At 70.0% G+C, this 25,702-nt stretch carries 24 protein-coding genes; 3 read left to right on the top strand and 21 right to left on the bottom strand.

Annotation, left to right across the window (positions count from 1 at the left end; genetic code table 11):
• Nucleotides 1–42: 42 nt before the first annotated feature.
• From ASE14_RS00770 to ASE14_RS00675, 20 genes are all read right to left on the bottom strand, one after another.
• On the bottom strand, nucleotides 43–963 hold the full coding sequence (locus ASE14_RS00770; RefSeq protein ID WP_056649393.1) for an RluA family pseudouridine synthase: 921 nt from the start codon (nucleotides 961–963) through the stop codon (nucleotides 43–45).
• The gene (gene lspA, locus ASE14_RS00765; RefSeq protein ID WP_082599872.1) at nucleotides 963–1,583 is read right to left on the bottom strand and encodes a signal peptidase II; all 621 of its coding nucleotides are present in this window, start codon (nucleotides 1,581–1,583) and stop codon (nucleotides 963–965) included. The genes ASE14_RS00770 and lspA overlap by 1 nt, the downstream gene beginning before the upstream one ends.
• Nucleotides 1,573–2,268 carry a DivIVA domain-containing protein gene (locus ASE14_RS00760; protein ID WP_082599870.1) on the bottom strand — a complete coding sequence of 232 codons (696 nt, stop codon included), beginning with the start codon at nucleotides 2,266–2,268 and terminating at the stop codon, nucleotides 1,573–1,575. Before ASE14_RS00760 ends, lspA begins: the two co-directional genes overlap by 11 nt.
• 116 nt (nucleotides 2,269–2,384) lie before the next feature.
• Nucleotides 2,385–2,702: a YggT family protein gene (locus tag ASE14_RS00755; protein WP_056649390.1), complete on the bottom strand. Its 318-nt coding sequence runs from the start codon at nucleotides 2,700–2,702 to the stop codon at nucleotides 2,385–2,387.
• Nucleotides 2,703–2,708: 6 nt separating this feature from the next.
• Nucleotides 2,709–3,185: a cell division protein SepF gene (locus ASE14_RS00750; protein WP_056649387.1), complete on the bottom strand. Its 477-nt coding sequence runs from the start codon at nucleotides 3,183–3,185 to the stop codon at nucleotides 2,709–2,711.
• A gap of 33 nt (nucleotides 3,186–3,218) precedes the next feature.
• On the bottom strand, nucleotides 3,219–3,926 hold the full coding sequence (locus ASE14_RS00745) for a YggS family pyridoxal phosphate-dependent enzyme (protein WP_056649383.1): 708 nt from the start codon (nucleotides 3,924–3,926) through the stop codon (nucleotides 3,219–3,221).
• Nucleotides 3,923–5,113: a cell division protein FtsZ gene (gene ftsZ / locus ASE14_RS00740; RefSeq protein ID WP_056649380.1), complete on the bottom strand. Its 1,191-nt coding sequence runs from the start codon at nucleotides 5,111–5,113 to the stop codon at nucleotides 3,923–3,925. Before ftsZ ends, ASE14_RS00745 begins: the two co-directional genes overlap by 4 nt.
• Before the next feature lie 178 nt (nucleotides 5,114–5,291).
• Nucleotides 5,292–6,419: an FtsQ-type POTRA domain-containing protein gene (locus ASE14_RS00735; protein WP_235511036.1), complete on the bottom strand. Its 1,128-nt coding sequence runs from the start codon at nucleotides 6,417–6,419 to the stop codon at nucleotides 5,292–5,294.
• A 13-nt stretch (nucleotides 6,420–6,432) separates the two neighbouring features.
• The gene (gene murC / locus ASE14_RS00730; RefSeq protein ID WP_056651567.1) at nucleotides 6,433–7,836 is read right to left on the bottom strand and encodes a UDP-N-acetylmuramate--L-alanine ligase; all 1,404 of its coding nucleotides are present in this window, start codon (nucleotides 7,834–7,836) and stop codon (nucleotides 6,433–6,435) included.
• A gap of 107 nt (nucleotides 7,837–7,943) precedes the next feature.
• Nucleotides 7,944–9,047: an undecaprenyldiphospho-muramoylpentapeptide beta-N-acetylglucosaminyltransferase gene (gene murG / locus ASE14_RS00725; RefSeq protein WP_056649378.1), complete on the bottom strand. Its 1,104-nt coding sequence runs from the start codon at nucleotides 9,045–9,047 to the stop codon at nucleotides 7,944–7,946.
• Nucleotides 9,044–10,312, bottom strand: a complete 1,269-nt coding sequence (gene ftsW, locus ASE14_RS00720) for a putative lipid II flippase FtsW (protein ID WP_056649375.1) — start codon at nucleotides 10,310–10,312, stop codon at nucleotides 9,044–9,046. Before ftsW ends, murG begins: the two co-directional genes overlap by 4 nt.
• A complete protein-coding gene (murD, locus tag ASE14_RS00715) occupies nucleotides 10,272–11,813 on the bottom strand; it encodes a UDP-N-acetylmuramoyl-L-alanine--D-glutamate ligase (RefSeq protein ID WP_056649372.1) in 1,542 nt (513 codons plus the stop codon). The genes ftsW and murD overlap by 41 nt, the downstream gene beginning before the upstream one ends.
• Nucleotides 11,813–12,910, bottom strand: a complete 1,098-nt coding sequence (mraY, locus tag ASE14_RS00710; RefSeq protein ID WP_056651564.1) for a phospho-N-acetylmuramoyl-pentapeptide-transferase — start codon at nucleotides 12,908–12,910, stop codon at nucleotides 11,813–11,815. Before mraY ends, murD begins: the two co-directional genes overlap by 1 nt.
• A 73-nt stretch (nucleotides 12,911–12,983) precedes the next feature.
• Nucleotides 12,984–14,396 carry a UDP-N-acetylmuramoyl-tripeptide--D-alanyl-D-alanine ligase gene (gene murF / locus ASE14_RS00705; RefSeq protein ID WP_056649368.1) on the bottom strand — a complete coding sequence of 471 codons (1,413 nt, stop codon included), beginning with the start codon at nucleotides 14,394–14,396 and terminating at the stop codon, nucleotides 12,984–12,986.
• Nucleotides 14,393–15,940, bottom strand: a complete 1,548-nt coding sequence (locus ASE14_RS00700) for a Mur ligase family protein (protein ID WP_056649365.1) — start codon at nucleotides 15,938–15,940, stop codon at nucleotides 14,393–14,395. Before ASE14_RS00700 ends, murF begins: the two co-directional genes overlap by 4 nt.
• Nucleotides 15,941–15,953: 13 nt before the next feature.
• Nucleotides 15,954–17,759: a penicillin-binding protein 2 gene (locus ASE14_RS00695; protein ID WP_056649362.1), complete on the bottom strand. Its 1,806-nt coding sequence runs from the start codon at nucleotides 17,757–17,759 to the stop codon at nucleotides 15,954–15,956.
• Between the two features lie 28 nt (nucleotides 17,760–17,787).
• Nucleotides 17,788–18,378, bottom strand: a complete 591-nt coding sequence (locus tag ASE14_RS00690; RefSeq protein WP_056649359.1) for a hypothetical protein — start codon at nucleotides 18,376–18,378, stop codon at nucleotides 17,788–17,790.
• Nucleotides 18,375–19,328 (bottom strand): 16S rRNA (cytosine(1402)-N(4))-methyltransferase RsmH, encoded by a 954-nt coding sequence (gene rsmH, locus ASE14_RS00685; RefSeq protein ID WP_056649354.1) that lies wholly within the window; start codon nucleotides 19,326–19,328, stop codon nucleotides 18,375–18,377. The genes ASE14_RS00690 and rsmH overlap by 4 nt, the downstream gene beginning before the upstream one ends.
• A gap of 103 nt (nucleotides 19,329–19,431) precedes the next feature.
• The gene (gene mraZ / locus ASE14_RS00680) at nucleotides 19,432–19,863 is read right to left on the bottom strand and encodes a division/cell wall cluster transcriptional repressor MraZ (protein ID WP_056651561.1); all 432 of its coding nucleotides are present in this window, start codon (nucleotides 19,861–19,863) and stop codon (nucleotides 19,432–19,434) included.
• Between the two features lie 310 nt (nucleotides 19,864–20,173).
• Nucleotides 20,174–20,569: a DUF3040 domain-containing protein gene (locus ASE14_RS00675; protein WP_056649351.1), complete on the bottom strand. Its 396-nt coding sequence runs from the start codon at nucleotides 20,567–20,569 to the stop codon at nucleotides 20,174–20,176.
• A gap of 74 nt (nucleotides 20,570–20,643) precedes the next feature.
• Between ASE14_RS00675 and ASE14_RS00670 the strand changes: the two genes are divergently transcribed.
• Nucleotides 20,644–21,756: a polyprenyl synthetase family protein gene (locus ASE14_RS00670; protein ID WP_082599865.1), complete on the top strand. Its 1,113-nt coding sequence runs from the start codon at nucleotides 20,644–20,646 to the stop codon at nucleotides 21,754–21,756.
• Between the two features lie 17 nt (nucleotides 21,757–21,773).
• On the opposite strand, the gene ASE14_RS00665 is transcribed toward ASE14_RS00670, so the two are convergent.
• A complete protein-coding gene (locus tag ASE14_RS00665; RefSeq protein ID WP_056649346.1) occupies nucleotides 21,774–22,112 on the bottom strand; it encodes an Rv2175c family DNA-binding protein in 339 nt (112 codons plus the stop codon).
• Between the two features lie 172 nt (nucleotides 22,113–22,284).
• On the opposite strand from ASE14_RS00665, the gene ASE14_RS00660 reads away from it, so the two are divergent.
• Both ASE14_RS00660 and pknB read left to right on the top strand, forming a co-directional pair.
• Nucleotides 22,285–23,544 (top strand): LysM peptidoglycan-binding domain-containing protein, encoded by a 1,260-nt coding sequence (locus tag ASE14_RS00660; protein WP_056649343.1) that lies wholly within the window; start codon nucleotides 22,285–22,287, stop codon nucleotides 23,542–23,544.
• 92 nt (nucleotides 23,545–23,636) lie between these two features.
• A complete protein-coding gene (gene pknB, locus ASE14_RS00655; RefSeq protein WP_056649340.1) occupies nucleotides 23,637–25,568 on the top strand; it encodes a Stk1 family PASTA domain-containing Ser/Thr kinase in 1,932 nt (643 codons plus the stop codon).
• Nucleotides 25,569–25,702 lie beyond the last annotated feature (134 nt).

Genomic DNA, 25,702 nt, shown 5'->3' with positions numbered 1-25,702 from the left:
ACCGTGCGACGCCAGGCCGCCCGGCCCGCGAGCGGGCGGGATTCAGTCGCCGCGGAGCACGCCGAGCGCGTGTGCGAGGTCGGCAGGGTACTCCGACACGAACGTCGTCCACTCGCCGTCGCCGGGATGGGTGAAGGCGAGCTGCTTGGCGTGCAGCCACTGCCGTTCGAGGCCGAGCCTCGCAGACAGCGTCGGGTCGGCACCGTACATCGAGTCACCGGCGCACGGATGGCGCTGGGCGGCCATGTGCACCCGGATCTGGTGCGTGCGGCCGGTCTCGAGATGCACCTCGAGCAGCGACGCGTACGGGAACGCCTCGATCGTCTCGTAGTGGGTCACGGCGTGCTTGCCGTCGGCGGTGACCGCGAACTTCCACTCGGATCTGGGGTGGCGGCCGACCGGCGCGTCGATGGTCCCGGCGAGCGGATCGGGATGGCCCTGCACGATCGTGTGGTAGATCTTCTCGACCTCGCGGTCGTGGAACTGGCGCTTCAGCTCGGTGTAGGCGCGCTCCGACTTCGCGACGACCATGAGGCCGCTGGTGCCCGCGTCGAGGCGGTGCACGACGCCCTGTCGCTCAGACGCGCCCGAGGTCGAGATGCGGAAGCCCGCGGCCGCGAGCGCCCCGACGACGGTCGGACCGTTCCAGCCCACTGAAGGGTGCGCCGCGACGCCGGCCGGCTTGTCGACGACCACGAGGTCGTCGTCGTCGTGGATGATGCCGAGGTCGGGCACGGCGATCGGATCGATCGTGAGACCGCGCGGCTCCTCCCAGCTCACTTCGAGCCAGGCGCCGGCGCGGAGCCGGTCGGATTTGTCGACGGATGCCCCGTCGAGCGAGACGCCGCCCGCCGAGGCGATGTCGGCAGCGAGCGTGCGCGAGAAGCCGAGGAGCTTCGCCAGGCCCGCGTCGACGCGCGAGCCCTCGAGCCCGTCGGGAACGGGGAAGGAACGGTGCTCCATCAGGCGCCGGAGACGGCTTCGCGAAGCGGGGCGTCACCCTCCGCCGACGTGACCGTCGGCGCCTCGCTCGCAGCTGCGGGTTCGGATCCGTCCTTGACCGGACGCGCCTCGCGCGATCCGTCGAGGCCGATGCCGCGGATGGTGAGGATCATGAAGAGCACCATGCTCGACACGATCGCGATGTCGGCGATGTTGTAGATCGCCGGGATCAGCCACGGAGTCGAGATGAAGTCGATCACGTGCCCGAGGCCGAACGACGGCTCTCGGAAGAGCCGGTCGGTCAGGTTGCCGAGCACGCCGCCGAGCAGGAGTCCGAAGACGACGGCCCAGGCGATCGAGCGGATGCGCCGGGCGAACCACACGATGAAGGTGATCACGCCGGCGGCGAGGATCGTGAAGATCCAGGTCATCCCGCTCGCGAGCGAGAAGGCCGCGCCGGGGTTGCGCACGAACTGCCATTGCAGCACCGAGCCGAGCACCGGGACGATCTCGCCCTCGGTGAGGTTCGAGACGACGAGGAACTTGCTCGACTGGTCGAGGCCGTACGCCGCGAGAGCGGCGCCGGCCACGACCAGGAGGGCGGTGGTGGAGCCGACCTTCGCGGCCCGCTCAGCCTCCAAAGCCCTGGAACGTCGGTGCGGGCTGCTCCGCGGGCATGCCCGAGGCGCCGACCGGCGACGAGAAGCCCTGGTTGCCGGTCACCTGCACGGGGGCCGCGGTGTCGAGTTCGCGCAGCTGGCCCTCGATGTAGTTCTTGAGCTTCGCACGGTAGTCGCGCTCGAACACGCGGAGCTCGTCGACGCGCTTCTCGAGCGCGACGCGCTCCTGGTCGAGCACGCCGATCTGGGCGCGCTGCTTGGCCTCGGCCTCGGCGACGACCCGCGCTGCGGTGGCGTGCCCCTCGGCGATGAGCGCATCGCGCTTCTCGACGCCCTCGCGGACGTGCTCCTCGTGCAGGCGACGGGCGAGCTGCAGGAGGTTCGTCGTGCTCGCCTGCTCGTCGAAGTCCGACTGCTGCGAGACGGGCTGCTGCATCGGCACCGCGACCGTGGGCGGCGGAGCCGCCGGCTCGGTGTAGACCGCGGCAGCTGCCGGCGCAGCGGCGGCGGGAGCCTTGGCGGCCTCCGCAGCACGGGCCTCGGCCGCGGACAGCCGCTGACGCAGCTCCTCGTTCTCCCCGTTCAGTCGACGAAGCTCGACGACGACCTCGTCGAGGAAGTCGTCGACCTCGTCTTGGTCATACCCTTCCCGGAACTTCGTCGCTTGGAAGCGCTTGTTGACCACATCTTCCGGAGTTAGCGCCATGGCTTTCCACCCTCAAATCTGTCGAACTTGTTCGATCACGTTCAGCTAACGGTAGCAAAGACATCCTCAGAGTCGTGAGTGCCGATCGTCTCGACCTCGACCCTCGCAGGAGATCATCAGCCGGACACGGACGCCGCCTGTGCCAGCAGGTTCACCACGGTCATCGCCACGATCACGACGAGCATGGCGAGACTCCACCCCAGATCCAGTGCGACCTGGCCGATGCGGATCGGCGGCACGAGCCGCCTGAAGAAGCGCACCGGCGGATCGGTGAGGCTGTAGACAGCCTCCACGAGCACGAGCCAGGCGCCGCTCGGGCGCCACGACCTGTTGAAGGTGCGCACCAGATCCAGCACGAACCGCCCCCACATCACGAAGAAGTAGATGAGCAGCAGGAGGTAGAGGATGTTCCAGACGACGAGCAGCGCGCCCATTACGGGCTACGCGTGCGTGAAGAACGACGCGTCCACGTCGCCTTCACTCTCGCCGGTCTCCCCCGAGACGACCACATGGGCGGGCGAGAGCAGGAACACCTTGCTCGTCACGCGCTCGATCTTTCCGTAGAGGCCCTGCGAGAGGCCGCTCGCGAAGTCGATGAGACGCCGCGCATCGGCATCCGACATCTGCGAGAGGTTGATGATCACGGGGACTCCCTCACGGAAGGACTCGGCGATCACCTGCGCGTCACGGTACTGACGCGGGTGGACGGTCAGGATCTCGTTCATCTCCGCCTGCGGTGTGCTCGGTTGGACATGGTTCTTGCGCAGCGGCGTCACCGATGCACCGGTCCTCGGTGCAGGCGCCGCGTTCGCGACCGGGGTCACCGGTGCTGGCGCGTGTGTCTGCGTGGTCTCCTCTTCGAGCTCTTCATCGGCGAGTCCGAGATAGACCATCGTCTTCTTGAGCGGGTTCGACATCGCTGCCTCCGTCTGTGTTCCGTCTCTTCGAGGTTAACCGGCGACCGGCCGATTCCCGGTGATTGCCGTTCCGATTCTCAGGTGTGTCGCACCCTCCATGATCGCGTCGCGAAAATCGTGCGACATCCCCATGGACAGATCACGCGCGGTGGGCTCGAGTTTCTGCACCTGCTCGGACATCGCGCGAACACGGGCGAACGCCGGCCGCGCGGGTTCGTCGAGCGGCGCGACCGCCATGAGCCCGCGCAGGCGCAGGCCGGGCGTCTCGAGCACGTGCGCCACGAGCGCCTCCAGCGCCTCGGGAGCGACTCCTCCGCGGCCGGGATCGTCGGTGAGGTTCACCTGCACGAAGCAGTCGACGGATGCCTCTTCGGAACGCAGCGCGTCGACGAGCGCCGGCCGGTCCACTGAGTGGATCGCAGAGGCGTACGCGCGCACCTGCCTGGCCTTCTTGCTTTGCAGCTGCCCCACGAAGTGCCAGCGCAGGTCGAGTCCCGCGAGCTCTGCGGCCTTCGCCTGCGCCTCCTGATGACGGTTCTCGCCGACATCGCGCACGCCGAGAGCCGCGAGCTGCTCCACGAGCGACGCGGGGTGGAACTTCGTGACGACGATCGTGGTGATCTCGGCAGGGTCGCGACCCGCGTCCGTCGCGGCATCCGCGACCCGACCGGTCACCTCGGCGAGGCGCGCGGCCAGGGAACCGGAGGCCGGCGCCGCGTCGGAGCCGGGATCGACGCTCACTTCAGGAAATCGGGGATGTCGAGGTCGTCGTCGTCGGTGTCGAACGCGGGGTCCGAGACGATCTGATCGGCCGTCGCCGACTCGACCTCGCCCCAGTTCGCCGTCTCGACGAGCTCGTCGATGTCGATCTCGGAGATGACGTCGGCCGCCTCGCTCGAGATGGCACCGCCGCCGACGGCCGCGCCCACTGCAGCAGGCACGAAGTTCGTGCGCCGCGCCTCGACCGGCTTCGCATTGGGCTCGCCGCCATCGAAGCCCGCAGCGATGACCGTGACGCGCACCTCGTCGCCGAGCGTGTCGTCGATGACCGCACCGAAGATGATGTTCGCCTCGGGGTGCACCGCCTCCTGCACGAGCCGGGCGGCGTCGTTGATCTCGAAGATGCCGAGGTTCGAGCCGCCCTGGATCGAGAGCAGCACGCCGTGGGCGCCGTCGATCGACGCCTCGAGCAGCGGGCTCGCGACGGCGAGTTCGGCGGCCTTGATCGCACGATCGGCCCCCCGCGACGAGCCGATGCCCATGAGCGCGGAGCCCGCACCCTGCATGACCGACTTCACATCGGCGAAGTCGAGGTTGATGAGGCCAGGGGTCGTGATGAGGTCCGTGATGCCCTGGACACCGGCGAGCAGCACCTGGTCGGCCGTGGCGAAGGCCTCGAGCATGGAGATGCCGCGGTCGCTGATCTCGAGCAGGCGGTCGTTCGGCACCACGATGAGGGTGTCGACCTCTTCCTTCAGGCGCGCGACGCCCTGTTCGGCCTGGGTCTGGCGACGCTTGCCCTCGAACCCGAACGGCTTCGTGACGACACCGATGGTGAGCGCGCCGATCGACTTCGCGATGCGTGCAACGACCGGCGCACCGCCGGTTCCGGTGCCACCGCCCTCGCCCGCCGTGACGAAGACCATGTCGGCGCCCGCGAGCGCCTCCTCGATCTCTTCCGCGTGGTCTTCGGCGGCACGACGCCCCACCTCGGGGTCGGCGCCCGCGCCGAGGCCGCGAGTGAGGTCGCGCCCCACGTCGAGCTTCACGTCGGCGTCCGACATGAGCAGCGCCTGCGCGTCGGTGTTGATCGCGATGAACTCGACCCCGCGGAGGCCGAGCTCGATCATTCGATTGACGGCGTTGACACCGCCGCCGCCGATACCGACGACCTTGATGACGGCGAGGTAGTTCTGGTTTGTCGACATGACCGGCCTTCCGTGCGAACTCTGAACCCTGAACCTCTAGTCGAAGGTTAAAGTTTTGCTGAGTATGCAATTCCTGTGATCACGGTAGGCGTACCGCGCCTTCGGCGGCGAACGGCGCGCCCGCGTGTCGCGAACCACCCGGCGGATCGGCCCGGAATCGACGCGATCGGGCGCTCGATCAGCGCGTGACGGCGCTCGTCGGCGACGACACGTCGTACTCGCCGACCGTGTCGGGCGGCGCATAGGCCATCAGTTTGGCGAGCACCGCGGCCTTCTGCCCCGACTCCTCGGCGCTCCCCCAGACGACGGTCGCCCCGCTCGCGAGCTCGAGGCGCACGTCGTCCGCGGTCGCCGCCGTGGCGCCGACGAGCTGACCGCGCACCTCGGCCGGAAGGCTCCTGATCACCGCGGCCGCCGCGCGGAACCCCTCGCCGGCCACGCCGCCCTCTGCGACGATCATCGGCTGGCCCTCCGGGCGCTCCGCCGGTCGCTCGATGACGACGCCCGCTGCGTCGACGAGTTCCAGACCCTCGCCCGTGTCGACGACGCCCACCGGCACCCGCTCGACGATGCGCACGACGAGGGTGCCCGGCGGGATGGTCTCCGTCGAGTAGGTCTCGATGAGCGGGAAGTCCGAGAGCGCCGCGAGCACGTCGGCGCTCGCGATGAGCGGCAGCGGAGTGCCGAGCTGGTCGTCGAACGCCGCCTGCACCTCGGCGACCGGGATGCGAGCGGCCCCCTCGACCCGAACCTCCCGAAGTGCCATGAGCGGCGAGTACGCGCCGACCGCGACGACGACCACGAGCGCCACGATCGAGCCGAGCACGACCGACCACGCGATGCGTCGACGGCGCGAGCGCTTCGTGAAGCGACGCACCTCCTGCCGCTCGTACTTGCGACGTTCGCGGCTCGCGGCCGCCAGCTCCCGCTTCGTCGCCCTCGCGGTCTTCGGCGGCGCGGCTGCAGCACGCGCTGCCATCGGGGCATCCGGAGCATCGCCCGCGGCGACCGAACCCGCAGGTGCCGCGAGAACCGACGTGGCCTGTCCGGCCGATCCGGTCGGGACGGACACCGCGGGCGCACCGGTGACGACCGTGATCGGCTCCGTCGAGACGTCGTCGGCGCGGTACCCGGCGGCGGTACTCGATGCGCGACCGGCGTTCGATGCCGGGCCGGCCTGCGATCGCGCACCCGCCGAGGCGCTCGGCCGTTGGGGCCGCTGCGGTTCGGGTGCCGTCTCAGGCGCAGGGCGTCGGTCGCGCGGCGCCCGCGCGACCGGTTCGTCGAACCCCTGGGGCCGTTTCACGCGGGCTCCGACGTCATCCGCGCTCCCGCTCGAGCGAGCCGAGCAGCTGCGGCACGATGCGATAGACGTCGCCGCAGCCGAGGGTGATCACGAAGTCGCCGTCACGCGCGATGCTCGCGGTGTAGTCGGCGGCCTGCTGCCAGTCGGGCACGAAGGAGACGTGGGCGGGGTCGGCGAACCGCTCGCTGACGAGCGCACCGGTCACGCCGGGCACCGGGTCTTCGCGCGCGCCGTAGACGTCGAGCACGACCGTCTCGTCGGCGTACTGCTCGAGCACCTCGGCGAACTCCCTCGCGAAGGTCTGCGTGCGGCTGTACGTGTGCGGCTGGTGCACCGCGATGATCCGGCCCTCGCCGACCACGGTGCGGGCGGCCGCAAGGGCCGCGGCGACCTCGGTGGGGTGGTGCGCGTAGTCGTCGTAGACGCTCACGCCGCCGACGGTGCCGTGCAGTTCGAACCGACGGCCGGTGCCGGCGAACCGGGCGATGCCCGCGAGGGATGCCTCGGGGTCGAACCCGAGGCCGACGAGCACCGCGAACGCGCCCGCCGCGTTGATCGCATTGTGCAGTCCGGGGATGCGCAGGGTCGCCGTGTACGTCGCACCGGCGTAGTCCACGGCGAAGGAGACGGGACCGTCGGTCTCGACCGAGTGCACGCGCACCGTGGCATCCTCAGCCTGGCCGAACGTCACCACGTTCGGGTTCGAGAGCTTCTCGGTGACCCGCTTCGCGCCGGCATCGTCGGAGGAGACGACCACGAGCTCCCGCGCCGCGTCGCCGAACGACACGAACGCCTGCTCGAAGGCATCGCGCGAACCGTAGTGGTCGAGGTGGTCGGGGTCGACGTTCGTGATGAGGGCGACCGACGTGTCGTAGAGCAGGAACGAGCCGTCGGACTCGTCTGCCTCGACGACGAACAGCTCGCCGTCGCCGGCGGCCGACGAGACGCCGAGCCCCTCGATGACGCCGCCGTTGACGAAGTTCGGATCCTCGCCGAGGGCGAGCAGGCCCGTGACGATCATGCCCGTCGACGTGGTCTTGCCGTGCGCGCCCGCGACCGACACGAGTCGGCGGCCGGCGATCAGTGCGGCGAGGGCGAGCGAGCGGTGCAGCACCGGCAGGCCGCGCTCGAGCGCGAGGCGGTATTCGGGGTTGTCCTCCCAGAGCGCGCCGGTGACGACCACGGTGTCGATGTCGTCGGCGAGGTTCGCGGCATCGTGTCCGATCGCGATCTCGGCACCGAGTTCGCGGAGCGCCGCGATGTTGGCGGAGTCGCGCACGTCGGAGCCGGTGACCCGGTGCCCGTCGCCGAGCATGAGGCGGGCGATGCCGCTCATGCCCGAGCCGCCGATGCCGACGAAGTGCACGGCGCCGAGTTCGGCGGGGATCTGGGCGGAGAGGTCGGGCTTGATCGTCACGGTGCTGCGGCTTCCTGGGTGCGGTGCGGTCGGGATGCGGACGGGTGCGGTACGCCGAAGCGCGAGGTTCTGAACGAGCGGATGCCGCGACATCCGCTCACTCCACGTTACGCGCCTTGCGGGTGGTCGTCGGCTGCCCCGCCGAGGGCTTCGTCGACGAGCGCGACCATGCGGTCGGTGCCGTCGCGGAACCCGACGGACGCCGCGGCGTCGGCCATCGCGCCGAGTCGTTCGGCGTCGGCGAGCATCGGCAGCAGGGTCGCGTCGACCCACTCGGGGACGAACGCGGCGTCGTCGACGAGCACTGCTCCCCCGGCCGAGACGACGCCGGCGGCGTTGAACCGCTGCTCGCCGTTGCCGACCGGGTACGGCACGAAGACCGCGGGGATGCCGAGCGCCGAGAGCTCGCAGACCGTGGCGGCTCCGGCGCGCGAGACCGCGGCGTCGGCGACGGCGAGGGCGAGGTCCATGCGGTCGGCGTACTCGACCATGCGGTAGTCGGCCAGGCCCGGGTCGGCGACCTCGGACTTCGCACCGGTGACGTGCAGCACCTGCCACCCGGCTGCCGTGATGGCGGCGGCCGAGTCGACCATCGTGCGGTTGATGCGCCGGGCGCCGAGGGAACCGCCGGTGGCGAGGAGCACGGGGCGAGACGGGTCGAGACCGAAGTGGACGGCCGCCGCGTCTCGGAGTGCCGCTGGATCGAGCGTCTCGATCTCGCGGCGGAGCGGCATGCCCACGAGCCGCGCGCCGGGCAGCGGCGTGCCCTCGAACGCGACCCCGACGGTCGCTGCGAATCGGGCGCCGAGGCGGTTCGCGAGGCCCGGGCGCGCGTTCGCCTCGTGGATCGCGACCGGGATGCCGCTGCGACGCGCTGCGAGGTAGGCGGGCGTCGAGACGTAGCCGCCGAAGCCCACGACGACGTCGACGCCGCGCTCCTCGATGATGCGGCGAACCTCGGCGATCGACTCGCGGAACCGGGCGGGGAACGCGACGGCCGCACGATTCGGCCGCCGTGGGAACGGGACCTTCGCGATCGTCAGCAGCTCGTAGCCGCGAGCCGGCACGAGGCGCGCCTCGAGGCCCTCGGCCGTTCCCAGCACGAGCACGGTCGCTTCGGGATCGCGTTCGCGCAACCGGTCGGCGACCGCCAGCAGCGGATTGACGTGACCGGCCGTGCCGCCGCCCGCGAGGAGGTACGTGGCGCTCATCGCGCGGCTCGCGTGGCCGAGGAGCGACCGCTCTTGCGGGCTGCCGCGCGCGCCGCGGCGCGCGCCGGGGCCTCCGGGTCGCGCGCGACCGACAGCACGATGCCGATCGCGAAGAGCGTGGTGAGCAGGGCCGTGCCACCCGCGGAGACGAGCGGCAACGGCACACCGAGGACAGGGAAGACGCCGAGCACGACACCGATATTGACACACGCCTGACCGATGATCCACACGAGCACCGCCGCCGAGACCGTGCGAGCGAAGGGCGTGCGCGCACCTCGGAGCACGCGTCCGAGCGCCACGGCGAGCACCACGAACATCGCGATGACCACGATCGCGCCGATCAGGCCGAGCTCCTCGCCGATGATCGCGAAGATGAAGTCGTTGTCGGCAGCGGGAAGCCAGGACCACTTCGCGGCCGAGTTGCCGAGCCCGACGCCGAAGATCCCGCCGTTCGCGAGGGCGAACGAGCCGTGCTGGATCTGCCAGCAGTCGCTGATGGCATCGCCCGTGCCGCCGTTCTCGCAGTTCGCGTCGAGGAACGACGTGATGCGCCGCATGCGGTTCTCGCTCGAGATCGCGACGAGCCCGAAGACCAGGAGCGCGGCGAGGATCGGCGGAAGCAGCAACCGCAGCCGGACGCCGATGAGGAAGAGCGCGCCGAGGAGCATCGCGCCCATGATCATGACCGTGCCGAGGTCGCCGCCGAGGAGCACCAGGCCGATCGCGCTGCCGCCGACGAGGACGATCGGCAGCACGCCGTGCGTGAAGTCGCCGAGCTGCGCCTCCTTCTTCGTGACGATGAGTCCCAGCCACATGACGAGCGCCACCTTGATGAGCTCCGACGGCTGGAATTGCATGGGCCCGAGCTGGATCCAGTTGGTGTTGCCGCCGACCTCGATACCGAGCGGCGTCGCCACGACGAGGAGCTGCAGGACGCACGAGACGATGAGCGTCGGCCAGGCGATCCGCATCCAGAACTTCTCGGGCATACGGCTCGCGATGAGCATGATCGGAATGCCGAAGACGGCGAAGAGCCCCTGGCGCAGCGCCTGCGCGAAGAAGCTCTCGTCCTCGAGGTGCGACTGCACGACGGAGGCGGAGAGCACCATCACGAGGCCGAAGACGACCAGGAAGAGCGTCGTGCCGAGCAGCAGGAAGTAATCGGCCGACTCGACGCGGAACACGCGCCCGAGACGGATCCTGGAGGCGGAGACGCCCGACCGCTCAGGCTCCTGGGAGCGGTTCGCGCGGGGCGGAGTCGCCATCCGCCTCACCTCCCAGCATCGATCCGACCGCTTCGTGGAACCGCCGTCCGCGGTCGCCGTAGTCGGCGAACTGGTCCATCGATGCCGCAGCGGGCGCGAGGAGCACAGTGTCGCCCTCTTCAGCGACCGCCGCGGCCAGGGCGACCGCGTCGGGCATCACCGTTTCAGTGTCATCCGTGATCACTTCGAAGAGCGGCAGCTCCGGCGCGTGTCGGCGGAACGCGGCGACGAGTGCCGCCCGATCGACGCCGATCACGATCGCTGCGCGGAGGCGTGCGACGTGGGCCGCGACGAGCGCATCGGCGTCGACGCCCTTCAGGAGGCCCCCGACGATCCAGACAACCGTGCCGAAGGCGCGGAGCGACGCTTCGGCCGCGTGCGGATTCGTCGCCTTGGAGTCGTCGACCCAGCGGATGCCGCCGGACACCGCCACCGTCTCGATGCGGTGCGCGTCGAGACGGAACTCGCCGAGCGCGTCGTGGATCACGCCCACCGGCACGCCGAACGAGCGGGCGAGGGCGGAGGCGGCGAGGATGTTGGCGACGACGTGCGGCGCGGCGAGACCGTTCGGTTCGAGTTCGTCGAGCGTGATGAGCTCGAGCGCCGCCGAATGGCGATCGTCGAGGAACGCCCGGTCGCAGAGGATCCCGTCGACGACGCCGAAGTCGCTCGGCCCCGGCACATCGAGCCCGAAGCCGATGGCGCGGGCGCCCTCCTCGACCTGGGCGTCCTCGACCATGCGGCGCGTGACCTCGTCGGCGCGGTTGTACACGCACGCGATCTTCGTGTTCTCGTAGACGGTCGCCTTGGCGGCCCGGTACGCCTCGAACGAGCCGTGCCAGTCGAGGTGGTCGTCGGCGATGTTCAGGACCGTGCTCGCCCACGGGTGCAGGGCTCCCGGCCCCGAAGTCGGCAGGTGGTGCAGCTGGTAGCTGGAAAGCTCCACGACGAGCACGTCGAAGCCGCCGGGGTCGCGCACGGCATCGAGCACCGGCACGCCGATGTTGCCGCACGGTGCCGCCCGCAGCCCGTTCGCGGCGAGGAAGGTCGCCGCCATCTGCACGGTCGTCGTCTTGCCGTTCGTGCCGGTGACGAGGATCCACTCGGCGGTGTTCACCTTGTCGCGCACCCGCCAGGCGAGCTCGATGTCGCCCCAGACCGCGATCGACGAATCCGCCGCCCAGGTGAGCATCGGGTGATCGGGATGGAAGCCCGGCGAGGCCACGATGAGCTCGGGCGCGAAGTCGACGACCTCTGCGGGCACGACGTCGAGCGGATGCCGCAGCAGACCGGCCCCGATGACCTCGAGGATGCGCGCGCGGTCGTCGTCGACCTCGGGCGCGACGACGAGCACCGACGCTCCGAGCTCGGTCAGGGTGTCGGCCACGGCGAACCCCGTGACACCGAGACCCATAACGACGACGCGGAGGCCGCGCCAGTCGGCGTTCCAGCTGGTCAGCGCATCCAGGCGATCGGAGGTGGGCGAAGCGGCATCCGTCATCAGCTCTGCAGCCACTCGAAGTAGAAGGCGCCGACGCCCGCTGCGACGAGCAGGCCGCCGATGATCCAGAAGCGCACGACGATCGTGACCTCGGCCCATCCCTTCAGTTCGAAGTGATGGTGGATCGGACTCATCAGGAAGATGCGTTTGCCGTGGGTGAGCTTGAAGTACGCGCGCTGCACGATGACCGAACCGGTCTCGATCACGAAGAGTCCGCCGATGAGCAGGAGGAGGAGCTCGGTGTGGCTGACGATCGCGAGCGCCGCGAGCGCCCCGCCGAGGGCGAGGGAGCCCGTGTCGCCCATGTAGATCTTCGCGGGGTTGGTGTTCCACCACAGGAAGCCGATGAGTCCGCCGACGATCGCCGTCGCCACGATCGCGATGTCGAGCGGGTCGCGCACGTCGTACGCACGGTAGAGGTCGGCCTGGTTCAGGTTCTCGCTGAACCGCGACTGGTTGAACTGCCAGAAGCCGATGACGACGAAGGAGCCGATCGCGAGGATCGACGCACCGGTGGCGAGGCCGTCGAGGCCGTCGGTGACGTTCACGGCGTTCGACGTGCCCGTCGTGATCAGGCAGATCCACAGCACGTAGAGGATGACGCCGACGATGGTGCCGAAGACCATGAAGTCGAGCGGGAGGTCCCTGATGAACGAGATCTTCGTGTTCGCCGGCGTGACGCCGTACTCGTTCGGGAACTGGAGCGCGAGCAGCGCGAACACGCCGGCCACGATCACCTGGCCCGAGACCTTCGCCCAGCCGCCGAGACCGAGGCTCTGCTTCTTGCGGGTCTTCAGGAAGTCATCGAGGAATCCGACGGCGCCGAGCCCGACCATCATGAAGAGCACGAGCAGTCCCGACGCCGTCGGTTGCTCGTTGCTGACGAGGAGGGTCGCGATGAAGTATCCGAACAGGGTGCCCAGGATGAAGATGATGCCGCCCATCGTGGGCGTGCCGCGCTTGACGTGATGGCTCTGCGGCCCGTCGTCGCGGATGAACTGCCCCCACCCGAGCCGAGTGAACAGCCGGATGAACAGCGGGGTCAGAAACAGCGTGAAGGCGAGCGACAACGCCCCAGCGGTCAGCAGTGCTCTCACGCGAACCATTCTCCCAGTCGGTCGTGAGGCAGGCCGGCCATCTGGCCAGCCCCGCCGAGTTCCAGCACAGCGCTCACGCGAACCATTCTCCCAGTCGGTCGCCCAGCAGGCGGAGACCCGCCGAGTTGGACGATTTCACCAAAACCGTGTCGCCGGGGCGCACGGACGACGTGACGAGGTCGAACGCCTCGTCTGCGGACTCGACGAATGCGGATTCGCCGTCCCAAGAGCCCTCGTTGATCGCCGTGATGTGCAGGCGACGCGCGCCGGCTCCCACCACGACGAGCTGCGAGATGCCGAGTCGCACCGCGAGGAGGCCGATGCGATCGTGCTCCTCGCCCGAGAACTCGCCCAGCTCGCTCATCTCGCCGAGCACCGCGATCGTGCGGGCCTCGGGGTTCTTCACCTGCGCGAGCGTCTTCAGAGCCGCCGACATCGAGTCGGGGCTCGCGTTGTACGCATCGTTGATGACCGTGACGCCGTCCCTGCCGCCCATGACCTGCATGCGCCAGCGCTCGGCGAGCGTCACCTGTTCGAGGGCGGCGACCACCGAGGCGAGCGGCACGCCGAGCTCGACGGATGCCGCGATCGCCGCGAGTGCGTTCATGACGTGGTGCTCGCCGAGCACCGAGAAGTGCACGCGGGCCGTCTCGCCGCCGGGGATCGTCACCGTGAACTCGGTGCCTCGGGCATGCGCGCGGATGTCGGTCGCCCGCACATCGGCGGACTCGCCGAACCCGAACCAGACGACGCGCGCAGGGGTGAGGCCCGCCATGGGCACCACGCGCGGGTCGTCGGAGTTCAGCACCGCGACATCCGTGTCGACGAGGTCGGCGACCATCTCGGACTTGGCCAGCACGGTCTGCTCGATGCCGCCGAACTCGCCGGCGTGGGCGAGGCCCACCTTCAGCACGATGCCGACGTCGGGCCGGGCCATGCGCACGAGTCTCGCGATCTCGCCGACGCCGGAGGCGCCCATCTCGGCGACGAGGAACTCGGTCTCGTTCGTCAGCTCGAGCATCGTGATCGGCGCACCGACCTCGTTGTTGAACGAGGCGCGGGCGGCGACGGTCGGGCCGACGCGCTCGAGCACGGTGCGCAGCAGGTTCTTCGTGGTCGTCTTGCCGTTGGAGCCGGTGACGCCGACGATGCGGAGTCGTCCGAGCGCGCGGACGCGGGCCACGACCTCGGTCGCGAGCGCGCCGAGCGCGTCGACCGAGTCGGCGACGACGATCTGCGGCACCGGGAGGTCGAGCGCGTGTTCGACGATGAGCAGTGCGGCGCCCTGTTCGGCGGCGGCGGGCGCGAAGCGGTGGCCGTCGTCGAACTCGCCGCGCTTGGCGACGAACACGCTGCCGGCGACGACCTCTCGGGAGTCGGTCGTCACGACACCGTCGACGATCGTGTCGGGAGCAGCCTGCGTCCCGTCGAGTCGGAGCGCGCCGCCGACGGCCGAGGCGATCTCGGCCAGGGTCAGGGCGATCATGCGAGCCACCCCGCGTCGCGCAGCGCCTGCCGGGAATCGTCTCTGGCGGAGTACGGGATCTTGATGCCCTTCACCTCGTGGTAGTCCTCATGGCCGGGGCCGGCGTAGAGGATCGCGTCTCCGTCGCCCGCCAGGGCGAGCGCGGCGCGGAACGCCTCGCGCGGGTCGGCGATCTCGTGGATCTCGCGGTCGGGCACGGCGTCGCGTGCGCCCGCGATGAGGGCGGCGCGGATCGACGCCGGGTCCTCGAACCGCGGGTGGAAGTCGGTGACGACGACGACGTCGGCACCGCGTGCGGCGATCGCGCCCATCTCGGCGCGCTTGGTGGTGTCACGGTCGCCGTCGGCGCCGAAGACCATGACGACGCGCCCGTCGGTCGCGCGACGGATCGCGCCGAGCGTCTGCAGGAACGCGTCGGGGCTGTGGCCGTAGTCGATGTAGACGACCGGCCCGCGGTCGCCCGAGATGCGCTCGGCGCGACCCGGGATGTACGCGTCGACGCCGCCGTCGCGCTCGAGCGCTGCCGCGATGAGGTCGAGGTCGTATCCGGCCTCGGTGAGCATGACGATCGCGAGGGCGGCGTTGGCGGCCATGTACCAGCCGAGCAGCGGCACCTGGGTCTCGAGCCGGCGATCGCCCGGGCCTTCGAGCAGGAACGAGGTGTGATCGGCGCCCTCTTCGAGCACGGTGATGCGCCAGTCCGCCTCGACGCCCTCGACCGAGGTGAGGGTCGTCACCGGGATGCGCGATTCGGCGACGAGACGACGTCCCCACTCCGAATCGACGGTGACCACGCCGCGACGCGAGCGCTCGGGCTGGAACAGCTCGCGCTTCGCCTCGAAGTACTCGTCCATCGACGCGTAGTCGTCGAGGTGGTCGTGGGTGAGGTTCGTGAACCCGACGACGTCGAAGACGAGTCCGTCGACGCGGTGACGCGACAGCGCCTGCGCCGAGACCTCGATGCCGACGGCGCGCACGTCGACCTCGCGCATGCGTGCGAGGAGCGCATGCAGCTCGCTCGCCTCGGGGGTCGTGAGCGAACTCGTCACGGCCTCGTCTCCGATGCGGCGCTCGGCCGTCGAGGTGAGGCCGGCGATGACGCCGAGCTGGCGGAGGATGCCGTACAGCAGGTAGACGACGCTCGTCTTACCGTTGGTGCCGGTGACCGCGAAGAAGGTCGCGGGGTTGTCGGCCGTGCGGTGGATCCAGGCCGCGACGTCGCCGAGCGCTGCGCGCACGTCGTCGGTCACGAGGATCGGCAGGCCCGCATCGGCCGCCCGCGCGGCACCGGCGGCGTCGGTGAGCAGCGCGACGGCGCCCGCCTCGCGAGCGGATGCGGCGAAGTCAGCGCCGTGGGCGTTGCGCCCCGGCACGCCGACGTAGAGGTCGCCGGGTTGCACGGTCTTGGAGGAGAGGCCGACACCGGTGACCTCGATGCCGCTGATCTTGCCGAGCACGGTGAACCCGAACACTTCGACGAGACCGGGAAGCGATCGAGGACTCGGGTGCTTCGGCCGGAGAGCCGTGAGAGGCGATCCGGTCACGAACCCAACTTTCTCACCAGGTAGCTGGCAGCTCGGGCGCCGGGGCGCCGGATGGAACGGTCCGATACTTCTTCAGCACCTGGCTCATCACCTCTTGGAAGACGGGAGCGGATGCGGCGGACGAATTCATCTTAACGGGATTCATGATGCTCACCGAAACGACGAACTGCGGATCGTCGGCCGGGGCGAAGCCCGAGACCGATACGAGGTACTCCTTGCGGTAGCCGCCTTCGCCGTCGGGGAACTGGGCGGTGCCGGTCTTCGCGGCGACTCGGTAGCCCGGGATGTTCCACTCGTCGGAGAGCCAGGCGTCCTGGTAGACGCGCTCGAGCATCTGGCTCGTCTCGGACGCGGCCTCCGCCGAGATCACCTGTTCACCCTGCGACGGCGCCGTCGTCGCGTTGCCGTCCTCGCTCACGCAGCCGTCGACGAGGGTGACGGGCATGCGCACGCCGCCGTTCGCGATGGTCTGGTAGACGCTCGCGATCTGCACCGCCGTCGTGGTGAGGCCCTGGCCGAACATCGTGGCGTACTTGGTCTGGTTGTCCCAGTCGTCAGGATCGCCGTGCAGATCGCCGGGCTCCTCAGCTGGGAAGCCAACCTCGGTCTCGGTGCCGAGACCGAACTTCAGCATGTCGTCGTAGCGCTCACGGTCGGTCATCAGCTCGCCGAACTGCGACATTCCGGTGTTCGACGACTCGATGAGCACGCCGGTGAGCGTGAGCTGCTGATCGGCGTGGCGGGAGCTGTCGTTGACGTCGGCCCCGTTGGGGAAGTTGATGCGGTACGGCGCGACGACCTCGCTGAGCGGGTCGGCCTTGCCGGCGTTGATGACGGATGCCGCGGTGAGCGCCTTGAACGTCGAACCGGGCTCGAACGGCGCCGTGAAGGAGCGGGATCCCCGATCCTCCGCGTCGATCGCGGATGGGTCGTTCGGATCGACGGTCGGCACGTCGGCCACCGCCAGCAGCCGGCCGGTCTTCGCCTCCATCACGGTCACGGTCGCCCACTCGGCACCGGTCTCCTGCACCCGGGCCTCGGCGATGCGCTGCACCGCCCACTGCAGGTCGGTGTCGATCGTGAGCTTCAGCGTGCCGCCGTCGTGCACCGGCTTGTGCACGATCTCGGTGCCCGGGATCTTCACCCAGTCCTGCAGGCTGTGCAGGTAACTGACCTCGCCGTTCTCGCTCGCGAGGCACTCGTCCTCGCCCAGCTCGAGGCCGGCGCCAGGATCGCCGTCGGATTCCATGAACCCGATGAGGTTGCCTGCCACCGCACCGTTCGGGTAGCGCCGACTCGGATGCTCGTCGACGTAGACCCACGGGATGTCGAGGGCCTTCACCGCTTCATAGGTCTCGGTGTCGACGAGTTTCGCGACGTAGGCGTAGTCCGAGTTCGGATCGTCTGCGAGCTCCGAGGCGATGATCCCCTGCACCTGGTCACCGGTCAGCCCGACGACCGCGCCGAGCTCGGCGGCGAGCTCCGGCAACGGCACGATGACGTCCTTCGTCTTGTCGGGATTCTCCGGATCGGGCACCTCGCGTTCGACGACCGCCTTGGACGCTTGCTTCGGCGACAGTGTGATGTCGTAACGCATCACGCTGTCGGCGAGCACCTTGCCGTTCACGTCGACGATGTCGCCGCGTGCGCCGTAGACCGTGACCGGCTGGGAGCGCGCCTCCTGCGCCTGCTCGTTCAGTTCGGCCGCCCGCACGACCTGGATGTCGACGAGGCGCACGACGAAGACGCCGACCAGCGCCACCAGGAGGGCGGCGGAGAGCAGGATCCGCCGCATCGGATGGCGGCTGGTGCGGTTCATCGGGTCTGTCCTCGCAAACGTCGGGCGGTCAGTGCGTGGCGGGTGTCGGCAGTCCGCCGTCGAGCGGCGCTGCCGGCGCTCCTGCCGGAACCTCGGGTGCCGCACCTCCCGCCTGACCGGGTGTTCCTCCGATCGGAGTCTCCCCCTTCGGCGATCCTGCACCGGGCGGCACGCCGTCGATCAGTGCATTCGGGACGAGCGGCGCGGATGATCCCGATCCGCCTTCGGCCGCCGTCGGCTCGCCGAGCACGGCGCCGTCGGAGAGCCGGAGGTAGACCGGGTTCGAATTCGGCACCATGCCGAGCCCTTCGGCCCGCGTTGCGAGGTACTGGGGAGACTCGACGCGGTCGACCTCTTCGGCGAGCTTCTGCTCTTCACGGGTCAGCGTGGCCTGCTGCATCTGCAGGGCGTCGATCTCGTAGGCCCCCTGTGTGACCGCGATCGAGAGCAGCAGCTGCGCGACGATGATGACCGCCACTCCCCCGAGGGCGATGACCGCATAGCCGAGGCGCGGCTTCGCGCGCGGGGCGCGTTCGGGCGCCGGACGCAGGCGACGCGGCGCGCGTTCGGGTCCGACCCGGCGCGGCGCGGGAAGGGACTGGGCCGGCACAGCACTCATGACGGCCTCCTCACTCGTTCGGCGGCACGGAGCCGCACGGGCTTCGCCCGCGGGTTCTCGGCCTGCTCGTCCTCGCTCGCGAGTTCGGCGCCCCGAACGAGGAGCTTGAACTCTGGGCGGTGCTCGGGCAGCTCCATCGGCAGCCCGGCCGGGGCCGTCGAGCTGGAGGCTGCGGCGAGCGATCGCTTGACGATCCGGTCTTCGAGCGACTGGTAGGCCAGCACGACGATGCGACCGCCGACGGCGATCGTGTCGAGCGCGGCGGGCATCGCCCGCTCGAGCACGGAGAGCTCTTCGTTGACCTCGATGCGCAACGCCTGGAAGACCCGCTTCGCGGGGTGACCCTGGCGCTGCACTGCAACCGGCGTCGCCGCCTGGATGACCGCGACGAGCTCCGCGGAGCGGGTGATCGGCGCTTCCGCCCTGGCCCGCACGATCGCCCGGGCGTACCGGGCGGCGAGCTTCTCCTCGCCGTAGTCGAGGAAGATGCGGCGCAGCTCTTCTTCGCTCTCCTCGGCGATCACGTCGGCCGCGGTGCGCCCGCTCGTGAAGTCCATGCGCATGTCGAGCGGCGCATCCTTCGAGTAGGCGAAGCCGCGCTCGGCGCGGTCCAGCTGCAGGGAGGAGACGCCGAGGTCGAAGAGCACGCCCTGCACCTCGCGGAATCCTTCGCCGCGGACGGCCTCGACGATGCCGTCGTAGACGGTGTGCACGAACCGGGCGCGGTCGCCGAACTTCGCGAGGCGCTCGCGGGCGATGCCGAGCGCGTCGGTGTCGCGGTCGAGGCCGATGACGGTGAGCTTCGGGAACCGCTCGAGGAACGCGGCGGTGTGGCCGCCCATGCCGAGCGTCGCGTCGACCATGACGGCGCCGTCGGCCTCGAGGGCGGGGGCCAGGAGTTCGAGCGTGCGCTCGAGCATGACCGGGGTGTGAATGCGTTCGATGTCCATGATTCCGCCTTGTCTTCGTGGCCTCGGGTTCCGATCCCCATCCGTTCGTCCTGATGCGGGGAAGTGCACCAGGCGCGGCCGACTGGGAGTCGGAGCCCGAGGACTAGAAGAGTCCGGGGATCACCTCCTCCGCCGTGTCCGCGAAGGCCGCCTCTTGCTCGGCGAGGTAGCTCGCCCATGCGGTCGCGTCCCAGATCTCCACCCGGCTGCCCGTTCCGATGACCGTGAGGTCCCGGTCGAGACCCGCATAGGCGCGGAGCGTGGCGGGGATGGTGACGCGATGCTGCTTGTCGGGGGTCTCCGCGGAAGCCCCCGAGAGGAAGACGCGCATGTAATCGCGCGCCTGCTTGCTCGTTACCGGGGCTTGGCGGATCTTGTCGCTCATGCTCTCGAACTCCCGTGCACTGAACACGTAGATGCAGTGTTCCTGCCCGCGTGTGAGCACGAGGCCGCTCGAGAGCTCCTCCCGGAATTTCGCCGGAAGAATGACGCGGCCCTTCTCATCGAGCTTTGGTTCGTAGCTACCGAGGAACACCACACCACCCCCTTTCCTCCGGCCAGAATCCAGGTAACCCCACTTTACTCCACTCTCATCCACTGATCAACGACATTCGCTCGTTTTGGCGTGTTGTCGCCTCCGAGTTGCCTGTGAACACTGGGATTCACGTGGTGGAGTGGAGTGGAGGGAGTTGGGCGGAGGTCGATGAATCGAGGCGGCATCGAGCGATCGAGGGCAGCGGATGCCGCACCGGCAGCGCCGCTCGACGGGCCGGATGACTCACCGGGCGCACGAAAAACGGGCCGATCCGAAGATCGACCCGTTCAGGTGGTGCGAAGTGGAGGGATCAGTCGTGGCCGTCTTGACGGCGGTCCCAACGCTCGTTCATGCGGTCCATGAAGCTGCCGCCCGTCGTGCCGCGTGCTCGCCCGCGCTGCGTTGAGGCCGCAGGTTCGGCGGGAGCAGCTGCGGCGGCGCCGCGCTTGGACGGGGTGATCGCCACGAGCACCCCGGTGAACATCAACGCGAAGCCGACGACTCCGATGATGAGGAGCTGCGAGGCCACGCCCGCGATGAGTGCGCCGGCACCGGCGACGGCCAGCAGCACTCCGAGCACGATGGCCCGGTAGTTCGGTCGTCGACCACGAACGCCGCCGACCGCTTGCACGAAGTCGGCGTCATTGCGATAGAGGTTCCGCTCCATCTCCTCGAGAAGACGTTGCTCCTGCTCTGAAAGCGGCATCTCATTCCCCTCAGGCTCGGGATCGACGCATCCGAGTCCATTCTAGCCCTGCTCCGCCTCGCTAGGCTAGGCAGGTGGCTCACGGTTCTCGACTGGTCGATATGGTGCACGAACGCATCGAGGGTTTCCTCGCCGAACGCACTTCCATTCTCCGGGAGATCAGCCCCGACCTCGAACCGCTCGATGCGTTCTCAAGGCGGTTTCTCAGCGGAGGCAAGCGGTTCAGGGCGCTGTTCTGCTACTGGGGCTGGGAGGCCGTCGGCGGGCGCACCTTCGACCCGTTCGCCGCGGAAGGCGGACGCGATCGGTTCCCCGTCGTCTCCGCGGCATCCGCTCTCGAGCTGTTCCACGCCGCAGCGCTGCTGCACGACGACATCATCGACAACTCCGACACCCGCCGCGGAGCCCCGTCGGGCCATCGTCTCTTCGAACAGCTGCACGCCGAGTCCGGCTGGGACGGCTCGGCGCCGGACTTCGGCCGCGCCGCCGCGATCCTGCTCGGCGACCTCCTCCTCGGGTGGAGCGACGAACTGCTCGACGAAGGCCTCGCCGCCCTCCCCGACAAGGACGCGGCCCGTCGGGCACGCATCGAGTTCATGCGCATGCGCACCGAGGTGACCGCCGGGCAGTACCTCGACATCCTCGAGGAGCGCGCGTGGCGCAGCCAGGCCGAGTCCGAGCAGCGCCTGCGCGCCGAACGCGTCATCGTCTTCAAGTCGGCCAAGTACAGCATCGAGGCGCCGCTCGTGATCGGCGGTGCGATCGCCGGGGCCACGGCCGCGCAGTTCGCCGCCCTCCGCGCCTTCGGACTGCCCCTCGGCATCGCGTACCAGCTGCGCGACGACCTGCTCGGGGTCTTCGGCGACCCGGAGGTCACCGGCAAGCCGAGCGGCGACGACCTGCGCGAGGGCAAGCGCACCATGCTCATCGCGATCGCGCGCGAGCGACTCGCGCCAGGTCAGCGACGACTCCTCGACGAACTCCTCGGCGACCCCGAGCTCGCACCCGAACAGGTGCGGATGCTGCAGCAGACCATCCGCGAGTGCGGCGCCGTCGACGAGGTCGAGGCGCTCATCACGTCGAACGTCGCGACCGCGATGTCGGCGCTCGAGGACGCCCCGCTCAGCCGGAGCGCTCGCTCAGAACTCGGCTCGCTCGCGAAGGCGGTCACCCGCCGCACGAGCTGAGCCGGTGCGGCCTCAGCTCAGGCGAGCGCCTGGGCGATGCGGCGCACCTCGGCCTTGCGGCCGGCGAGGAGTGCGGCGATCGGCGAGGTGCCGAGGCTATCCTCTTCGGCGAGCATCCACTCGAGCGCCTCGGCGTCGGTGAATCCGGCGTCGGCGAGCACGTTGGCCGTGCCGTGCAGTTCGGGCAGCGGGGCGTCGTCGCGCAGGAACACCGCGGGCACCTTCAGCACGCCGTCGATGCGCGCGGCGAGCAGGTGCCGGTCGTCGATGAGTCGCCGAATGCGGCTCGGGCTCTGCCCGAGCATCTCGACGAGGTCGGGAACGGTCAGCCAGGCGGTTTCGGCAGCATCGGTCACGGTTCAAGCCTGCCATGAGCCGGCCGCCTTCCGGAACCCATCGCGCGCGACACGCGCCGACGGGCTCGCAGATCGGCTTCGACGGACTCGCGTCGAGGTGTTTGACTCGCCTTTCCCCCTATGCGACGGTTGCCGCGGGGCCGGGAGCTCGACGCCGGCATAGGGGGAAACGATGACGTACGACGCCGCGCCCGCTGACGACTCGGCCGGGGGAACACGCCGGGCGAGGTCCGAGACCGACCGACGCCGCGGCATCCGTCGCCTGATCGCACTCCCACTGGCCGTCATCGGGACGGTCGCCGTCACGATCGGCATCGCGCAGCCCGCGGAAGCGGCGCACCAGCCCGCCAAGCGGATGCCGAAGGCGAAGGCCACGAGCGATGCCGCGCAGCGGCAGGCGCCACGCTCCGTCGCGGCGTCGTCGAACACGGTGCCCGCCGAGGTGACCGTCGGCGACGGCGACACCGTGAGCAGCATCGCCGAACGGTACGGCGTGCCCACCGCCGACATCCTCGCGCTCAACGGCCTCAGCTGGTCGAGCCTGATCTTCCCCGGGCAGCGACTCGCCCTGCCCGGCGGCACTGCGACCCCTGCTCCCGCCCCCGTCGCCGCGGAGCTCCCCCGCCACGCCGTCGTCGCCGGCGACACGATGAGCGGCATCGCCGCCGCGTACGGCGTCGCCCTCGACCAGATGCTGAGCGCGAACGGACTGAGTCGGCAGAGCCTGATCTTCCCCGGCCAGTCGATCGTGCTGCCGCCCGGCGGAGGTGGCACCGCCGCGACCGCGGCCCCTGCCTCACCGCCCGCAGCTCCCCCGCCGCCGGCCGAACCCATCGCCGCGAGCGGCGACGTCTACACCGTCGTCGACGGCGACACGCTGTGGGACATCGCCGCGCGACACGGCCTCGACGTCTCGGAGCTCACCTCGATCAACGGGCTCGACGCCTCAGCCGTGATCAGGGCGGGCCAGGTGCTCCGGGTCGCACGCCCGGTGGCGGTCGTCGCCGTCGCCTCGGTCAACGTCGCGCTCACGGATGAGATGCGCGCGAACGCACGCATCATCGTCGACGTGGGCCGCACGCTCGGCGTGCCCGAGCAGGGCATCGTCGTCGCGCTCGCGGCCGCCGCGCAGGAGTCGGGCCTCAAGAACCCCGAGTACGGCGACCTCGACTCGCTCGGCCTGTTCCAGCAGCGGCCGAGTCAGGGATGGGGCACGGTCGAAGAGGTGCTCGACCCGGTGCGGGCCGCGACGGCCTTCTACGGCGGCGCCGCTGATCCCAACGCCGGACGCACCCGCGGCCTGCTCGACATCCCCGGTTGGGAGTCGCTCACCGTGACCCAGGCCGCGCAGGCCGTGCAGCTGAGCGCCCACCCCGAGCACTACGCGAAGTGGGAGACCTCAGCGCGCGCCTGGCTCTCCGAACTCGGCTGATCGGCGTCCTCGAGCATCACGATGGGATTGCGATCGGCGCGCCATCGGCGTTTACGCGGGTTGGGGCATATAGCTCTTCGTAGACTCTCAGAGTGACCACTGCGCCTGTCGACCCCATGATCGGCCGTCTCATCGACGGCCGCTATCAGGTGCGCTCCCGGATCGCCCGCGGCGGCATGGCCACGGTGTACCTCGCGACCGACCTGCGCCTCGAGCGCCGCGTCGCGATCAAGATCATGCACGGCCACCTCGCCGACGACAACACGTTCAAGACCCGCTTCGTGCAGGAGGCCCGCTCCGCTGCCCGCCTCGCGCACCCGAACGTCGTGAACGTCTTCGACCAGGGCCAGGACGCCGATATGGCCTACCTCGTCATGGAGTACCTGCCCGGCATCACGCTGCGCGAGCTACTGAAGGACTACAAGAAGCTCACGCCCGAGCAGACCGTCGACATCATGGACGCCGTGCTCGCCGGCCTCGCCGCCGCGCACAAGGCGGGCATCGTGCACCGCGACCTGAAGCCCGAGAACGTGCTGCTGGCCGACGACGGCCGCATCAAGCTCGGCGACTTCGGCCTGGCCCGTGCCGCGAGTGCCAACACGGCCACCGGCCAGGCACTGCTCGGCACGATCGCCTACCTCTCCCCCGAGCTCGTGACGCGCGGGGTGGCAGATGCCCGCAGCGACATCTACGCGGTCGGCATCATGATGTACGAGATGCTCACCGGCGAGCAGCCCTACGTCGGCGAGGCGCCGATGACGATCGCGTACCAGCACGCGAACGACCAGGTGCCGACGCCGAGCTCGAAGAACCCCGCCGTCCCCGTCGAGCTCGACGAGCTCGTGGTGTGGGCCACGGCCCGCGATCCCGAAGAGCGGCCGAACGACGCACGCGAGATGCTCGAGCGCCTGCGCGAGGTCGAACCGTCGATCCGGTCGTCCCATCAGCCGCTGCAGACGCAGGCGACGATGATCCTGTCGGATGCCGCGCTGCCCGCCGCGGTGACGGCGGAGACGCGCGTGCTCGGTGCCGCCGCCGCGCCCGTCGCCGTCACGGCGACGGCGATCGCCGAGGCATCCGACGGCGACGACACCGAAGCACTCGCGAAGAGCGCCGACCGTCGCAAACGGCGCGGCTACTGGATCATCGCCCTCGTGCTGCTGCTCACCGGACTCGCTGCGGGCACCGGCTGGTACTTCGGCGCCGGTCCAGGGGCGCTCGCACCGGTGCCCGAGACGGCGACGCTCACCCCCGCCGCCGCGACCGACCTGCTCGAGGAGGCCGGATTCACGGTCGAACCCGCCGAACGCAACGACCCGATCGTGCCGGCCGGCCAGGTCTCCGGCACCGACCCCGAGGGCGGCGAGCAGGCGCAGCGCGGCTCGACCGTGACGCTCTTCGTCTCGAAGGGGCCGAGCATCCTGCCGGTGCCCGAGGTCCGCGGCTCGCCGTCCGCGGATGCCCGCGCAACCTTGAAGGACTTCACGGTCGTCGAACCCGATCTCCGCGAGTTCACGAGCGAGGTCGAGGCCGGTCTCGTCATCGACGTGCTCGATGCCGACGGCAACCCGGTGGGTGCGGAGTACGCCGAACTCGGCGAGCTGACCCTCGTGGTGTCGGCCGGCCCGGTTCCCGACGTCGTCGGACTGCCGGGCGCCGAAGCCGAGGCGGCGCTGACGGAGGCCGGATTGCAGGTCGCCTACCTCGACTCCGTCTTCGACAACTCGGGCGGCGTCCCCGACGGACACGTCTTCGCGGCAGAGCCGACGACCGAGGTCGTCCGGCAGGGCGACACCATCAACCTGACCCTCTCGAAGGGGCAGGACCTCGTCGCGGTGCCGAACGTCGTGGGCAAGACGATGGCCGAGGCGATCGCGCTGCTCGAGGCCGCCGGCCTCAAGGCGAGCTACGAGCTGCCCGACCTCTTCCTGCCGATCGCGACCGTGAAGTCGCAGGATCCCGCCGGCGACACGCAGGCGGTGCGCGACAGCACCGTGCGCCTCGTCGGCTCGCTCACGCTCTGAGTTCGGGCCGGAATCGTCGCGAACGGTCGACGATCGCGTCGGCAACGCATCGACGCCGCGGTGACGGCGACTCTCCACCGCCGGGGACGACGAAGGCGCGGGGCGTCCGTCACCGGATGCCCCGCGCCTGATCC

The sequence above is a fragment of the Agromyces sp. Root81 genome, from assembly GCF_001429165.1.
GTDB lineage: Bacteria > Actinomycetota > Actinomycetes > Actinomycetales > Microbacteriaceae > Agromyces.
Note: the sequence above shows the minus strand (reverse complement) of the source record. Positions and strands in the feature narration are given on the sequence as shown.